General features: G+C 48.0%; 13 protein-coding genes and 1 tRNA gene. 8 read left to right on the plus strand and 6 right to left on the minus strand.

Annotation, left to right across the window (positions count from 1 at the left end):
- Window positions 1–87: 87 nt before the first annotated feature.
- From BUB19_RS18760 to BUB19_RS18770, 3 genes are read left to right on the plus strand one after another with little or no spacing between them, the layout of a single operon-like run.
- The gene (locus BUB19_RS18760; protein WP_073096705.1) at window positions 88–2,469 is read left to right on the plus strand and encodes a TonB-dependent receptor; all 2,382 of its coding nucleotides are present in this window, start codon (window positions 88–90) and stop codon (window positions 2,467–2,469) included.
- A gap of 41 nt (window positions 2,470–2,510) precedes the next feature.
- Window positions 2,511–3,506: a sensor histidine kinase gene (locus BUB19_RS18765; RefSeq protein WP_073096708.1), complete on the plus strand. Its 996-nt coding sequence runs from the start codon at window positions 2,511–2,513 to the stop codon at window positions 3,504–3,506.
- A 7-nt stretch (window positions 3,507–3,513) separates the two neighbouring features.
- A complete protein-coding gene (locus BUB19_RS18770; RefSeq protein ID WP_073096711.1) occupies window positions 3,514–4,272 on the plus strand; it encodes a LytR/AlgR family response regulator transcription factor in 759 nt (252 codons plus the stop codon).
- A 116-nt stretch (window positions 4,273–4,388) separates the two neighbouring features.
- Here the strand turns inward: BUB19_RS18770 and BUB19_RS18775 are convergent, their stop codons facing one another.
- A complete protein-coding gene (locus tag BUB19_RS18775) occupies window positions 4,389–5,990 on the minus strand; it encodes a SusD/RagB family nutrient-binding outer membrane lipoprotein (protein ID WP_073096714.1) in 1,602 nt (533 codons plus the stop codon).
- A 2-nt stretch (window positions 5,991–5,992) separates the two neighbouring features.
- Window positions 5,993–9,052, minus strand: a complete 3,060-nt coding sequence (locus tag BUB19_RS18780) for a SusC/RagA family TonB-linked outer membrane protein (RefSeq protein WP_073096716.1) — start codon at window positions 9,050–9,052, stop codon at window positions 5,993–5,995.
- A 604-nt stretch (window positions 9,053–9,656) separates the two neighbouring features.
- Here BUB19_RS18780 and BUB19_RS18785 point away from each other — a divergent pair.
- The 4 genes from BUB19_RS18785 to BUB19_RS18800 all read left to right on the plus strand — a co-directional run bounded on the left by BUB19_RS18785 (window position 9,657) and on the right by BUB19_RS18800 (window position 12,925).
- Entirely contained in the window at window positions 9,657–10,070 is a 414-nt protein-coding gene (locus BUB19_RS18785) for a hypothetical protein (RefSeq protein ID WP_073096719.1), read from the plus strand.
- Window positions 10,071–10,242: 172 nt separating this feature from the next.
- Window positions 10,243–11,115 carry an alpha/beta hydrolase gene (locus tag BUB19_RS18790; protein ID WP_073096722.1) on the plus strand — a complete coding sequence of 291 codons (873 nt, stop codon included), beginning with the start codon at window positions 10,243–10,245 and terminating at the stop codon, window positions 11,113–11,115.
- Between the two features lie 11 nt (window positions 11,116–11,126).
- Window positions 11,127–12,008 (plus strand): mechanosensitive ion channel family protein, encoded by an 882-nt coding sequence (locus BUB19_RS18795; RefSeq protein ID WP_073096725.1) that lies wholly within the window; start codon window positions 11,127–11,129, stop codon window positions 12,006–12,008.
- Window positions 12,009–12,151: 143 nt separating this feature from the next.
- Window positions 12,152–12,925, plus strand: coding sequence for a phytanoyl-CoA dioxygenase family protein (locus BUB19_RS18800; protein ID WP_073096728.1), 774 nt, complete (start codon window positions 12,152–12,154; stop codon window positions 12,923–12,925).
- Window positions 12,926–13,189: 264 nt separating this feature from the next.
- On the opposite strand, the gene BUB19_RS24010 is transcribed toward BUB19_RS18800, so the two are convergent.
- The 4 genes from BUB19_RS24010 to BUB19_RS18820 form a co-directional block, all read right to left on the minus strand.
- Entirely contained in the window at window positions 13,190–13,414 is a 225-nt protein-coding gene (locus BUB19_RS24010) for a hypothetical protein (RefSeq protein WP_143156099.1), read from the minus strand.
- 199 nt (window positions 13,415–13,613) lie between these two features.
- Window positions 13,614–13,844, minus strand: coding sequence for a hypothetical protein (locus BUB19_RS18810; protein WP_073096734.1), 231 nt, complete (start codon window positions 13,842–13,844; stop codon window positions 13,614–13,616).
- A 16-nt stretch (window positions 13,845–13,860) separates the two neighbouring features.
- Window positions 13,861–15,186: a S8 family serine peptidase gene (locus BUB19_RS18815; RefSeq protein ID WP_073096737.1), complete on the minus strand. Its 1,326-nt coding sequence runs from the start codon at window positions 15,184–15,186 to the stop codon at window positions 13,861–13,863.
- A gap of 58 nt (window positions 15,187–15,244) precedes the next feature.
- A complete protein-coding gene (locus BUB19_RS18820; RefSeq protein WP_084097469.1) occupies window positions 15,245–15,670 on the minus strand; it encodes a (deoxy)nucleoside triphosphate pyrophosphohydrolase in 426 nt (141 codons plus the stop codon).
- 81 nt (window positions 15,671–15,751) lie between these two features.
- Between BUB19_RS18820 and BUB19_RS18825 the strand changes: the two genes are divergently transcribed.
- A tRNA-Gly gene (locus BUB19_RS18825) sits at window positions 15,752–15,827 on the plus strand.
- Window positions 15,828–16,036 lie beyond the last annotated feature (209 nt).

Below are 16,036 nucleotides of genomic sequence, written 5' to 3' on the forward strand. Positions count from 1 at the left end.
ATCGGCAATATACACGAGTCCATCCAGGTTGATTTTCTCCCAGCCTGCCATGCCCTTTACTTTGCCAGCATGATAACCACACACGACATGAGACAACAACTAATCACACTAATGATGCTGCTAAGCCTGAGCCATTGGGCAGCAGCCCAGGAAACGAAACCGTACACCCAAACAGTGAGGGGCAAAGTACTGGATATGGTAAGTCAATCTCCCCTGCCGGGAGCTTCGGTAAGTATCCCGGGTACGGATCCACTAAAAGGAGCCGCCACTGACCTGAATGGTGAGTTCGTTCTGAAGGAAGTACCTACCGGCAGGGCTACCATCCAGATCAGTTATCTGGGGTATGAATCTACCAGTCTTCGGGAAGTCCCCATCACCAGTGGCAAGGAGGTCGTACTGACGATCGGCTTACAGGAAAACCTGGAACAAATGGAAGAGGTGGTGGTACAGGCCAGAGGGGATTCCCGGGAAGCCCGAAATGAAATGGCCACCGTTTCTGCCAGGGGTTTTGATATGGAAGCCACCAATCGCTATGCCGGAAGCAGAAATGATCCTGCCCGAATGGCTCAGAATTTTGCCGGGGTAAGTGGTGCCAATGATTCCCGGAACGACATCATCATCCGGGGCAATTCACCCACAGGTGTATTGTGGAGATTAGAGGGAGTAGACATTCCCAATCCCAACCATTTCGGGGCCATGGGTACAACAGGAGGTCCGGTAAGCATCCTGAACAGCAACCTCCTGGACAAAAGTGATTTTATCACAGGGGCATTTCCAGCTGCCTATGGAAACGCCACTGCAGGGGTTTTTGATCTTAATTTTAGGAAAGGAAACGCCTTTAGCAGGGAGCATCTGGTCCAAATGGGTTTCAATGGATTTGAGCTTGGCACAGAAGGTCCCCTGGGTGGCAAAAACAATGCTTCCTACCTGCTGAATTACCGCTATTCTACCATTGCAATGATGCAGGAAGTAGGTTTCTCCGCCGGCACCGGTAATGCAGTGCCTTATTACCAGGATTTTTCCATGAAAGTGGATCTGCCCACTGAAAAAATGGGGCGGTTTTCTTTCTTTGCCTTGGGCGGAAAAAGCAATATCGATTTGCTGGGCTCGGAATCCGACAGCAGCACCACAGATTTATATTCCGAAATGTCCCAAAACATTTATAATCGTGCTAAAATGGGTGTGGTAGGCATCAACCACACACAATATTACAATCCCCAAACCTTTGCCGTGATCACCTTATCCGCCGATCATAGTTTTTCTGGAAACCGGGTGGATTCTTTGAGCATGGAAAACAGGGAAGCGGTACCGCTCTACCGCAACCATTATGGTTTGAGCAAAATCAGGGCGCAATACGAAGTACACCGCAAAGTGGACAACAAAAACAATTTTCGGGCGGGTATCAATTACGACTACCTGAACTTCAATCTGCGGGACAGCCTGTACCAGGCCGACGAAAAACGCTTCCGGGATTTGAGAAATGAATCCGGTAATTCCGGCCTGTTTCAATCCCACCTGCAATGGCAGCACCGTTTTGACCAAAGGTTTAAAGCCAATATTGGGATACATTACCTAAACTTTATGCTAAACAATGCCCAACAACTCGAACCGAGGCTGGGTTTTTCCTTTGACCAAAACGAAAGAAATACCTTTAGTCTTGGCTACGGACTGCACAGCCAACTGCAACCCTTACCCGTTTATTTTCTGGAATCTCAGGTTTCAACCAGGGAAAATAGGAGAACAAACGAAAATCTGGATTTTACCAAATCGCATCACTTTGTAGCCGGATACAGGTATCAAATAAGCCCGGACATTCACCTGAAATCTGAGATTTATTACCAGCACTTGTATGGCATTGCCGTGGAAGAAAATGCCAGCAGCTTTTCCATGCTGAATGCAGGTGCCGATTTTGGCATACCGGATGTGGACAGCCTGACCAATCGCGGAAGGGGAAGAAATTATGGTCTCGAACTTACTCTTGAAAAACAATTCAGCGGAGGACCTTATTTTCTGCTCACCACATCCTTGTTTGATTCCAAATACAAGGGCAGTGATGGAGAATGGAGAAATACCGCCTTCAACAGCCAATATGTACTGAATGGTCTGCTTGGCAAGGAATGGCAAATAGGAAGTCCCAATCGCATTTTATCCCTGGACTTCAAAATCACCTTTGCCGGCGGGCAATACATCACTCCCATCGATTTGGAACGCAGCATCATGGAAAACCAGGCCGTTTATCAGGAGGAGAGGGCCTATTCGGTAAAAAATCCCGATTATTTCCGGACCGATCTGAAATTAAATTACAGGGTAAACAAGAAAAACCTGACGCACGAATGGTCACTGGACATACAAAACCTGACCAATCACCAGAATTTGTTCCGGCAAACCTATAATCCCATTACCGAATCCGTGGTGAACAGTTACCAGTTGGGGATATTCCCCATTCCTCAGTACCGGCTTACCTTTTAACCAATAGCTTTGAGTATATTGTCAGCAAAGCTGTCTGTAAAATGAAAATAAAAGCTCCTTTTGACCGATACCTGTTGATGCTGGGCCTGGCTAGTATTCTGGCCTATTTCGGACATGACGCAAACTTTTGGCCTTATGTTCTGGTCAACCTGGCCTATACCTTTGCCTTTTGGGAAGGGAATTACCAGCTTGTAGGTTGGGTCAGGGAGCGTTTTCCACTTATGCAACAAACCAGTAGAAGAATATTTACCCAAATCGGACTTTCCATTTCCTATACCCTACTTGCCGGTACCCTGGTCACCTTATTTTTCCATTTGATTGACTGGATCCCTTATGCGTGGGATTTCCACCAGCGTATCCTGATCATGGGCCTGTTTATTACTGCCATTATTGCCATTGTGTATGAAAGTGTTTTTTATTTTGACCTGTGGAAATCCTCCTTGCTGGAAAGTGAGCGGTTAAAGAAAACGGCTGCCCGCCTGCAGTTTGAAAGCCTGAAAAATCAGGTAAATCCTCACTTTCTTTTCAATAGTCTGAACAGCCTTGCTTCCCTTATTCCGGTAGACCCGGTCAAGGCGGAAAAATTTGTGCAGGAATTCGCCCTGATCTACCGGTATGTGCTGGAGGTGAAAGACAGGAATTTTGTTTCTCTAAGAGAGGAAATGGATTTTGTATCTTCCTTTGTTTATCTTCTGAAAATCCGGTTTGGTGATCACCTGAAGTTCGAACACCAACTGGAAAAACAACTGGACCAATATCAAATACCACCCTTAATTTTGCAAAACCTCGTTGAAAACGCCATCAAGCACAATGTCATTCTGAAAGAGCGTCCCCTGGTCATTCGGATGGAATTGGCGGGTGATACCTTGGTGGTACGCAATAACCTGCAGAAGCGGAGCATCCCCGCAGCATCTACCGGTACCGGTCTGCGGAACATGGCACAGCGTCTGCAATTGGTAGCCAATAAGCAAGCTAAATTTTATGAAAAAGAGGGGTATTTCTGTGCGGAAATACCCTTGATACCCGAATCTGACTGATCAAGATATGTACAACACATTAATTGTAGAGGACGAAAAGTTGGCTGCTGACCGTTTGGAACGGATGCTGCTACAGGTAGCTCCGGATGTCCGGGTGCTGGAGAAAGTTGATACGGTAAAGGAAGCAGTAAACTTTTTGGAGAAACAGCAACCCGACCTGATCTTTCTGGACATACACCTGGCAGACGGATCGGGATTCGAGATTTTTGAAAAGGTACAGGTTAGTTGCCCCGTGATTTTCACCACGGCATTTGATGAATATGCCTTGCAGGCATTCCAGGTCAACGGTATCTCCTATCTGCTCAAACCCATCAGTACGGAAGAACTTGCAGGAAGCATGCGAAAACTGAAAAGTCTGCAAGGAGCAGACCAGCAACAGCAACAGATCGGAATGCTTCTCGAGCAGATCAGAAAGCGGGAAGTAAGCTACCGAAAGCGGTTTTTGGTCAGCTACGGAAGCACCATAAAATCCATTTCCATTCAGGAAGTGGCCTATTTTTTTGCTGAGAACACAGCGGTGTATCTGGTCGATAATTCGGGTAGTAAATACATTCTGGACGAAACGCTGGACCAACTATCAGAGGGATTAGACCCGGCAGTATTTTTCCGGGTAAACCGCAGTTTCACGGTGCAGGCGGATGCCATCCGGCAGATGCACGCTTACTCGCGCAGCCGCATCAAGCTGGACCTGGAGCCTGCCTGTAGCAAAGAATGCATCAGCAGCTCGGAAAAAACTGCGGAATTTAAGGATTGGTTGGGGAGGTGAGGCAAGCTGGCTGTGAATTTTCGGGGGAAATACACAACATAAAAAACAAAAGAGGCTTCGAAATAAATCGAAACCTCTTTTTTAGTTATTTAAAACTGATTATGGATGTGCAGCAATCAATTCCCGCCATCCCACCAGGTTCGGGTGATCCAGTCATCTCCTCCCATTCGGGAAATGGCACTGACAAGAGATTCCTGATTCACACTGCTCTCTCCTGCGGGAAATGGTTGGCTCCGGGGAATCTGGCCTGAAGAGAAATTTCCGGGGAAATTCACCGGAGTCAACTCAGGGTATCCCGTTCGCTTCCAGTTGTTCCAGGCCTCTACGTAATTGGCAAGAATACTGGTAGTAGCCCAATACTGCTCATTGATCATTTCCAGAGCGGCTTCTTCCGTACTCTGATCAAGTGGATTGGCATCGAGGTAGGCCATCACATCGGCGGCAGATACGCTCCCACCTCCAAATTTTCCAATGCTTGCAAAGGCTCCCTCCACACCATTGTTGTAATATTCGGAAGCTGATCCGGAGGCAAGGCCCCGGACAGCGGCATCAGCCAGCAGGAGTTGAACTTCCGCATAGGTCAAAGCAAAAACCGGTGCTTCCCGATCCCGGTAAATGGCTGTTGGCCGGGAGTAGGCACCAATGGTAGCTACATTTCCTCCGCTGCCTGTGGGACCCGGAAAATCAGGATGGTTTGAAATATCAAACTGACCCCCGGTAAGATCGTAGCCGTTTGGCAAACCAATCTGTACCGCGGGATCATTGTTGCCTACGACGGTTCCGTCGCGGTTGGCAGCTAATCCGGCAGGCGGAACTTCAGCGATGATGGGCAATCTTGGATCGTTGGTGGATTTCAGGTAATCGATCATTTCTTTAGACCACCTGACTTCATAAATATCATCCACCACATTCAGTGCATTGGCATTCGTATTGGCATAGCCATTGGGCTGGTCAGAAGGGACCAAAGCGTCGTCATCAGGAGATTCGAATACTCCACCTGCTACCGCTTTTTGTACCCAGGTCTGGGCTGCAGCAGGATCAACTTTTACGAGACGCAAAGCCATTTTCAGCATCACTGAATAGCCAAATTTCCTCCATTTGGCCAGATCGCCGCCGTAGATCACATCATTCCTGATAGGGTCGGCCGCCGGGTTTAGCGCATTAAGGGCTGTTTCCAGATCGGTCAGCATGTTCTGATAGGCCTCAGCCTGATTATCAAATTTTGGTTGGGTAATACCTTCCTCTGCCTGGAGCCCTTCAGAATAGGGAATATCACCATAAACATCAGACACAAAGGAAAGGGTGCTGACCTTGAAGATTTCGCCTACGGCTACCAGATTGGTGAAACCTTTGGTTTCTGCAAGGCTTTGCATTTGATTTAGCCTTGAGGCTACGGTGTATCCGTTGTTCCAGACACCCTGAATGTAGGAGTTGGTACTACCGGATATGACGTATTTGTCAGCGTTGGAATAGTAATTGGCCCCGCCGGTGGATGTAGAGGCCAGTGCTTGTATCCACATGCTCTGAAACAGGATGGGTCCTGAATAGCCGGTGAGCATGTCTCCATATCCGTAGGTAGCTACCGGCAATATCAGGTTGGGGTCGAATACATCGGCTCCTGGCCGGTTGGGGTCTGTATTCAGCTCTTCAAATCTTTCATCACAAGAAGTGAATGCCAGAAAGCTGCACAGAATGAATAGGTTGATATATTTTTTCATGATTAGTGCAATTTGAAATTTAAGTTGAACCCAATAGAACGGGTAGAAGGCAAACTGGTACCCTCTATACCGAGGAAGTTTATGTTGGATCCAAATGTGGCCTCAGGATCAATATTTTCCGTCTTTCTCATCAGAATGGCCAGGTTTCTTCCTACAATTGAAGCTGTCAGGCCTTTAAATACAGGCACAGCATTAAACCACCTGTCAGGGAAGGAATATCCGAATGTCAGTTGACGCAACTTGATGAAATCTCCATCGACCACACTGGTTTTGGTCACGTTCTGAACGAGTGCCTGATAATAATTTTCGGCAGGTGCGGTGATTTCATTGGTTGTGATCCCCTCTTCTCTTCCTACGAGCGTGTTTTGGTGCAATCCCCGGAAGTGGGAATAAAATTCTGTAGCAGACAGCACCTTGTTTCCGAAGTTATAGTCGACCAGAAAAGAGAAAGAAACGCCTTTGTAGTTAAATTCGTTGTTCCAGCCGCCATAGTGGGTAGGCAATACAGAACCCCAGTTTTTAAGTTCACCTCTTACGGGCAATCCCGCGTTGTCAACTACAATGTCTCCGTTGGCATCGTATTGGTAATCGTAGGCCCTGATCTGAGGTCCGGGAAGGCCCGGCACATACGCCGTAACCGCATTTCCGAGAGTGGCCCTGTTCTGTCCGAGGTTGATAGGGTTGTTGTCCAGATTAGTACTCAGCACCTCATTCCTCACATTGGTAAAGTTGAAGGATGTTCTCCAGGTGAAGTCTGTGGTTTGTATCGGTATACCGGTCACCATCAATTCCAGGCCTTTGTTATTGGTAGATCCGGTGGCCACGACCGCACTGTTAAATCCGGAAGCGATGCTGTAACTCGCATTCATGATCTCATTGTTGGTGGTCTTGGAAAAGTAAGCCACATCGAAGGTCAGCCTGTTGTTCAGGAAACTCAGGTCCATCCCCAATTCAATTTCATCCGTCGTGAAGGGCTTCAGAAACAGGTTTGGCAAACTCAGGGGGGAGGATCCTGCCGCAACACCATTGTAGGAATTGGCAGAATTGTAGTAAAACTGGGTTTGGTAAGCAGCAAAGGGCTCTCCACTGGTGACGGCATACGAACTCCTTAATTTTCCGAAATCCAATGCAGGAATATTCAGGAACTGATCAAAGAGAAATGCTGCAGTCACTGAGGGGGAGAAAATGCTGTTGTTGTCGACAGGCAGTGTACTGTACACATCATATCGTCCTGTGGTGGTCAGGGTCAGAAAATCTCTGTATCCAAAACCCATGGAATAATAACCGGACACAACCTCCCGCTCATTAAACCCATAAGAGCGATTGAATACCTCCACATTAAACGGAGAATACAATCCGGGAATTACAAACATTGAACCTCCCACACCTACTTCCTCAAATCGGTTGTTCCGGAAGGTACCACCCACAAGGGCATCCAGGGAAATGTCCTGGTTCAACATCACGTCCGCTCCAAAAATAGCATCCACATTCAGCTCTGATCGGGTAGACAGGCTCCTGCTGTTGAGGTTACCTTTCAGGTCAGCGGCATAAGCCAGTCCGGTAGGATCGACTCCGAAAAAATCATCATTGGATACATCGTTGCCCATTCGGAGCAAGGCATAAACCTTTGGCGTAAAGCTATATCTCGCAGAAAGGGTGGAAATGGTTCTTTTTCTACCTCTATCGTTGATTCCTCTGTTTGCGATGAAATATGGATTGGTCACGAATATATCATCGCTAAAGACGATTTCTCGTCCCTCTTCATCATAACCGGGAGCGAAAATACTCGGTGCGATATTTGGCGCAAGGAACAAGAAGTTGTTAGGGTTTTTAGGCCCGTCACTCAGGTTGGGGATATTGTCGCTCTTCTGATCAATATAATTGATCATAGCAGAGACGTTGAGTTTATCGGTGATATTCTGATCCACGTTCAGGTTAATATTCAATCGGTCGTTACCGCTGTTGGGGACAATTGAATTGGAATTCAGGTTAGATATGGATAGCCTGAATGCGCCGTCTTCTCCCAATCCTTTAGAAACGGATACGGAATTCGTGATATTGGTACCCAATCGGTAAAAATCGAGATAGGTTTCATTGGAAGGCAGATAGGGGTATTGATTGCCATCGTAACCGATCACATTGCCTCCCATGGGTTCTCCCCATGCAAATCTTCCTGTAGTACGTGCATCTGACTCGGACTGTGGCCTTTGTCCGCCTCTACCCTGTCCGTATTCATTCTGGAAATTGGTAAAATCCACAGCCTGGTCAGTCATCACGTTTACATTGTAACTCAGCGACCAGTCACCTCCTTTTTTCGCCGATTTGGTAGTTACCAAGATCACCCCATTAGAGGCCCTTGCCCCGTAAAGAGCAGAGGCTGCCTGCCCTTTCAGTACAGTCATGGATTCAATATCATCGGGGCTCAGGTTACCTATGCCATCGCCATTGTCTGATCCACCCCATTGACCTGCCGAACCACGCTGCGTATTGTCCATAGGAACTCCGTTGATAACAAAAAGGGGAGATCCCGTTCCAGAAATACTGGGAAGGCCTCGTAGCACAATGTTGGAAGAACCTTGCGGACCACCGTTGGTGCCTTTCACCACCAAACCGGCTACCTGACCGGTCAGGGAGTTGGCTACGTTTGGCTCCCGGGCCTTGTCCATCACATCACTATCTACCGTGGTGACGGCATAGCCTAGTTTTCTCTTTTCCTTGGTCAGACCCAGGGCGGTGACCACTACTTCATTCAACTCACTCGCATCCTCAGACATTTCTACATCGAGCTGGCTGCGGTTACCCACGGTAAACTCCTGATTGGCAAAGCCTATAAACGAAAATACCAAAACAGTGTTTTCGTTGACACTGATAGAATACCTTCCGTCCACATCCGTGGTCGTACCGGTTTGGTTAGCCTTGTCCAGTACCGTGACACCGGGGATAGGGTTACCATCTGCTTCAGCCACCACAGTACCTGTGAGGACCCTCGTTTGGGAATGGGCCTGAATGCTCAGAAAAAGCATGAGGACCAATCCGTACATGGTTGATAAAATTATTCTCATAACTTAGGATAAAGGTTTGAAATAAAAGGACATTAAGAAATTTGCAGCATCTCAACTGGGGCATTTTCATGCGTTACGACTTCCGGGATTATTGGCAGTCTGGCAGAATCGAAAAGTATTGTGCGTTTGAATATCCTGATCACCAACAGCTTAATCATCGAAAGTTCAATTGACATACCAACCAAATTTTTAATGGTTTAAAGGTATGTATTTTCCGGCTGTTCCTGAAAGAGTTTTTATTTTTTTTAACTAAACAACTTCTCTTTGTCAATAATCTCCATAAAGTCATAAACCAATCAGGAATTTGAGAAAAAAGTACCAACTGCTTGGAAATTAAATCGACATCTTCGTACAAGTAAGCCAAAAAAATCAAGCTTACACTATAAATAGGCCTGTTACCAGACTTGTGATCTGCTTGACTGAAGTCTGACTGATGCCCCATACCGGTTGGGTCAGAAGCCACCCGGCTCCTCAGGATCTGGTAAAATCAGGTGCTGACAAAAAAACCAGTTGGAAAAACCAAAAAAAATAAAATATTAGTCTCGAAAGCTCAACACTTTTCCTGTAGCCTCCGTCTTCGTGATGTAACCAATCAACATTTCCTATGAGAATCACTGTATTTACTTTTGTATTTGGTCTGCTGCTTTTTTCCTGCATGGAAGATCAAAACCTATCTGCACTGGAGGCCGGCCCCATACCGGTAGGCAACTGGACTAATCTGGAATACCAGGAAAATGGCATCGCTCTCGAAAAAGTGGACCGGCTACGCGAAAACACCTATGGATATCGCTTTTTAGGCGATGGTAAATTGATCCACCGCGCCAATAGTGGCTGGTGCGGAACACCGCCGATAATCACCAGTGACTATGAAGGCACCTGGGAAAGAGAGGGTGAAATCCTGACCCTGACCGCTCCCTATTGGGGTGGTACTCAAGTACAGAAATGGAAAATCATTGCCTCTACCGCAAATACACTTCAGGTTGAGGTCATCAGTCAGGAACTGCAAATGGACGAGTAATATACCAGGGTCCTTGTCTGCCCATTTTTTTACAAATTATTTTCGATCCGGGTATTACACCCGGATTTTTTATTTCTTGCCGTCAGATTAAAATAAAACCAGTAACTTAACATGATTTGTTTGGCGTAGCATGCAACAAACCTAACCTACCAACTGACAAAGTCCAATATAGATGAACTTATATTTAACATGTCTCTTTTTACTGTTCGTTTCCCTCAACAGCAGGGCACAAGGAACTGACACGCTCGTTCTATGGCCAAACGAAGTTCCTGGAGAGACCGAAGCCAGGCATCCCCCGGTTCAAACGGCCAATACCAGTGGAAATGTCACCCGGATTACCGACATCACCGACCCGGCCATGGTGGTATTCAAACCAAAAGGAGCCGGAAATGGAGCCGGAATCATCGTCTGTCCCGGAGGGGGATACAATATCCTGGCGATAGACAAAGAGGGGTATGAGGTAGCCACATGGCTCAATGAACTGGGATTCACCGCTTTTGTATTGCAGTACCGGGTTCCTGACAAACGGGAACAAGCCCTCTACGACCTGCAGCGTGCGATTCGTCTGATCCGAAGCAGCGCTGACTATTGGGAAGTTGACCCCGCACGATTAGGACTTATTGGCTTTTCGGCCGGGGGAAGTCTTGCGGCCAGAGCCAGCACGCAGTTTGATCGGCAATCCTACCCCATTCAGGACCAAATAGACAGTCTTTCTGCCCGTCCGGATTTTGCCTTGCTGATCTATCCGGCCTACCTGGACGAGGGAGATAGCCGCAGCCTGACACCAGAGCTTGTCCTTAAAACGGATACGCCTCCGCAGTTTCTCTTCGGCACCGCCGACGACCGCTATGGAAACAGTGCCCTGGTAATGGCCGCTGCTTTACGGGACAAAAAAATTCCTGTTACGCTTCACTTCCTGGCGGAAGGAGGACATGGTTATGGCATGCGAAAAGGGAATGTGGCCGCCGAAACCTGGCCAGGGCTTGCAGAAAAATGGTTTCAGCAGCTCATCCTGAAAGATAACCGTCCCCTTTTGCCGCGATAAATCTCTATGCCATGAATTTTACCGAATCTCTGGAAAAACTTTCTTCACTGGTAACCGGCGACCTTGCTGATCTTCGCCAGTTACTCGTAGCCTTATTGATTGGCCTGGGTATTCTGGTCTTTTTCATTTATCTGTCCCGATGGGTGAGAACACTGGTTCTTAACCGGATGGGCAGGAAACGGAAAGGCAGTTTATTGCCCAGTTTTATTGCCGGTAGCATTCGGCTGCTGATCCTCCTCTTTGGCATTACACTCATACTTCGCTTTCTGGGACTCACGGGAGTGGTTAGCGGGATATTGGCAGGGGCTGGCATAACGGCCTTTATCATTGGCTTTGCGCTAAAAGATATCGGAGAAAACTTTCTGGCAGGAATACTGCTGGCTTTCAAAAGGCCTTTCAAGAATGGCGACACGGTGGAAATCCAGGGATTGAGAGGGAAAGTATTGGCGCTGAACTTACGGGACACCCAGATCAAAACGCTGGACGGCAAAGACGTATTCCTCCCAAACGCTTCCATTATTAAAAGCCCACTGATCAATTTCACAATAGATGGTTACCTGAGTTATGGATTTACGATTGGACTGGGATATGGATATGATTACCGCAAGGCTCTGGAACTGATTGTCAGTACACTTCAACAGGTACCTGGTGTATTACAGGATAAAAGGGGGCCCGTCGCATTGGTAAATGAATTGGGGGACAGTTCCCTGCAAGTACAGGTAACGTATTGGGTCAATACCTATAACCGGCAACAGCCAGATGCTCAGGTTCGCTCAAATGCTATTCTGGCAGTTCTGGAGGCTTTGGAGAAAGCCGGCGTACCGCTGCCAGGAAAAATTATCGAGTTTAAAGGAACCGACCAGATAAAGCCCCTGGGAGCTGATCAGAAATAAAGGTAGTCTTCTTACCCGATGGGCCCGGATTCAATGAATTGCCTCATCCTGGAGCATTTGCTCTCCTAAGTGAGGCGTGTTTTACTGTATTTGGAATACAAACAATAGTCGATTTAATTACCCTGGGTTTAAACAATAAAATCATGCGGACAGTGCTGAGCCAGGAAGCAATTTCCCAATTTATCCAGGAGGGTTTCTTATGCCTTCCCGATGCCTTCCCCGACGAGACTGCCCGGGCGGTTCGGAAAATCCTGTGGGAAGGCCTGCCTTGTGATAAAAATAATCCGGCCACCTGGACAGCCCCGGTGATCCGCCTGGGCATGTATAGTGATTGGCCGTTCATTGATTCCGTAAACAGCCCCTATCTGTATTCGGTTTTCGACGAGCTGGTTGGCCAGGACAAATGGATTCCCTGCCGGAGTGTGGGAACCTTTCCGGTACGGTTCCCTTCAGCAGTGCCCCCCAATGATGTGGGAAAACATGTAGATGCAAGCTTTCCCGGTAAGGATCCCGGAAATGTTTTTGAGTGGCGGATCAATGCGCGGTCCAGGGGACGTGCCCTGCTGATGCTGGTACTGTATTCCGATGTTGGTGAAAATGATGCCCCAACAATCATTTACAAAGGGTCTCACATTGACGTCGCGAAAATCCTATTACAAAAGGATGACTCTGGCCTCTCTTTTCTGGAACTGGCAAATCGGCTGGAGGAATTGCCTCCACGGGAAAAATTATTCGCAACAGGACAGGCCGGAACAATCTATCTTTGCCATCCCTTTCTGGTCCATGCTGCTCAGGCGCACAGCGGAATAAATCCCCGCTTCATGGCTCAACCTCCGCTATTGTTAAAGGAAGAGTTCTCCCTATCTGGTACAGCTTGTTCTCCGGTAGAACAGGCAATTCAATTGGCAGCAGGTTAGCCGCTGCAGCCAGCTTCGCGGCATTCTGTTCGACATAGTGGATTCATGCATTTCCATTCGCAGACATATTGCTTTTTTTGATTGCATTCGATTGCTTGTCCTGCTATCGGTACCTTTCCGGTGTTTTTCTATGTCTATTGAATTTTACCTACTGAACTGAACTGCTGCTTGAACGCAATACCTGCCCAAAAACAGGATCAGGTGATTGACCTTACTCCCATATGAATGAAAGAAACACACTGTACCTTTTGTCGGTAAGCCGCTTCAGGTCAGCACCGCTGGCATCAATGCTTCAAATGTCAAACTGGGCATTGTTACCTGCAGGATGCCCATGGAAAGCAATTCGGCTTCAACTCCCGGAGAAGTCGGGACTACCTCAGCCGGGAACTCCGGATCCATATCTTCTTTCTCACAACCAGCCAGCAAAAGACTGACAAAGGACAGGCAGGCCCATCCCCATCGTAAACCAATAGATAATTCAGACATCATTTGTACGCAAATAGTGAACTTTGCCCATACTTTGATGTGAGAGCCAATTGTCATCAGAAAAAACCCAACTGTCTGAAAAAAAACAAATCTGAATTTCCCTTTGGGATATCGTACACAAAGGGTTTCGGGAAGGCGCATACGATTAAATCTACGCCTGTAGATCTGCCCTGAACCGGAGATAGGGTGGTGGGAAGGAGGCTTAGTCCTTTTCTCCTAAAGCGCGGAGCTGCCGGTCTTCCTCGATATGACGGATACCGGGAATCTTGAGCTCCTGCAGGCTTTTTTCCTTTCCGGAACTGCATCCGCTGATCACTCCGGCGAGTTTTAATATGCGGCGAATAGTACAGCCCTTGTCCTGCAGCTCTCTGGCGATCTGCTCTATTTGAATTCCGGATTCCCGCTCTATCGATGCAATAAAGTTCCTTTTCATGGTTACTTAACTTCTTCTACTGTGGAGACTGCACCAGACCTGCACCAGCATCACGGGTTGGAAGCGACAAGGCTCTGGCCTGGGCCACCAGCTTGTCCCATATTTCGCGGGCAGTAGCTTCCGGAAAAGCTTCCAGCAACTGGGCCGCTACTCCGGCCACGAATGGTGTAGCCATACTGGTACCGCTGATGATGGCGTATTCCTGGGGAAGTTTCCAGGAGCTGAATACTTCTACTCCCGGACCTGCAATGTCCACCAGGCCTCCGTCAGGGTTCAGACCACCGCAGGAAAAATCAGCGACTGCCGAACGGCGGTCCAGTGCTGCTACTGCCAGTATATTGGGACAGTTGGCGGGGTGGTTCACAGGCCTGACGATCCCCTGGCTGCGGCGGCTGTCATTACCGGCTGCGCCAATAATCAGCGTACCCATATCCATCGCTGTTCCGGCCAGCTCGTTGTAAATGTTGGAATACGCCGTATTCTCCTCCACCGATGCGCCCAGGGACATGGAGATCACCCGACAACCCTGCTCTACTGCCCATTCCATGCCTGCAAGTATGCTGCTGTCACTCCCTACACCCTCATTGGATAGCACCTTCCCAACGTACAAACCGGCATCCGATGCCGTCCCGTAACGCCGGCCATTGTCCCCGCGTACGCCGCCAACAGCGATACCCGCACAGTGGGTGCCGTGTCCATGGGCATCGTCCACAGTTTCTCCTTGTATAAAGGATTTAGAAACCACCTCTCTGGCCGCATAATCCGGATGAGCCAGATACATGCCAGTGTCCAGCACTGCCAGTTTTACGCCCTTGCCAGTATAGGAGGTTGAAAGGGCATTCAGCGCATGCAGTCCCCAATAAGCCTCTACCGTGTTTTCAAAAACCGGCGGACTTACCGGGGGCGGGTCTTTGGGTTTGGTGCCAGGATCGGTTACCGGTCCATCTTTTTTAATACCAAACAAGCGACAAATCATTTGCCAGAGCAGGACTCCGAAATTACTGCTGCGGGGCGCATCCAGCGCATACAGAAAACGCTCCGGTTCCTCATACCGGAAACTCCTGCCGGCATAAACCAGGGATTTTATTTGTTCCTCATGGTTGGCATTGATGACTGCTACACGAAATTTTTCAAAAACTATCCCATCTCCCTCTTCGAAGGCTTTCAGGTAATCTTCCTCATGGCTACGGTAGGCTCCGGAAGGAGCGAGCCGGAGCGCTGCTCCGGCAGCTTCGGCGTCAATATTTTTCATGCTGGCATCTGGCGCCAGCATGACCAGCTTTTTGCCGGTAAACTTAGGTCGGTCTCCTGTAGGGACCTGGAATGAGGTGTAGGGATCCATGCGTTGCGATATTGGTTGTTGAAATATCTTATAACTTCAAAAAGTTACGCTTTTTCCATCAGAAAAACCAGGGCTCACTGTCCAGAATTTGTTGCACCACAGGGAGGTCCGCCCCTGCCCAATCCAGTTCAGTAAGATCGTTCGGATGCATCCACCGGTAGCCGATATGTTCCTTTAGCTGTATCTCCTCCTTTACTATCCTGACCCAGTAAGGTACCAGGCAGATGGAAAAAGCACCATAGTGATGGTATACGGGATTCATTCTGCCCTGCGGAAGAATATCCAGAGCCAATTCTTCCTGAATCTCCCGGATGAGAGCCTGTTCTTCGGTTTCACCGGCTTCCAGTTTACCTCCCGGAAATTCCCATTTCAGGGGCATACGCATTTCTTCGGAGCGTTGTACTGCGAGTATTAAATTTTGCGAATTTCGAATGACGGCACAAGTGACCAGGAGCATGAATATGAAGATAGTTGGCAAAAACATATATCTCAATTTTTTATGTGAAAAAATTGGGATATCGACTTACTTTCAAAGCAAAAAAACAGTATTTTTATATTCCATCCAGCGGGTGTAGCTCAGTTGGCAGAGCGTCAGCTTCCCAAGCTGAAGGCCGTCGGTTCGAACCCGATTACCCGCTCCATTGTTTTTAAAGGTATGCTTTCACGCTACTCCAGCCCAAATTTTGTATCGACCTATCTGTCTTCCCTATAACTGACTTTATTTGCTCAGAAGGTATTTGCGATCTTGAGTTGGCCGTAGTCGCTCTTAAGGGTCGGGCAAGCGATCTAATGGTCCGGCAACTGCATAACGAAAAAGCCTCCGAAAAGTGTTTCGGAGGCTTTAGGCTTA

This window comes from Cyclobacterium lianum, from assembly GCF_900143075.1.
In the GTDB taxonomy this organism is placed as follows: Bacteria; Bacteroidota; Bacteroidia; order Cytophagales; family Cyclobacteriaceae; genus Cyclobacterium; species Cyclobacterium lianum.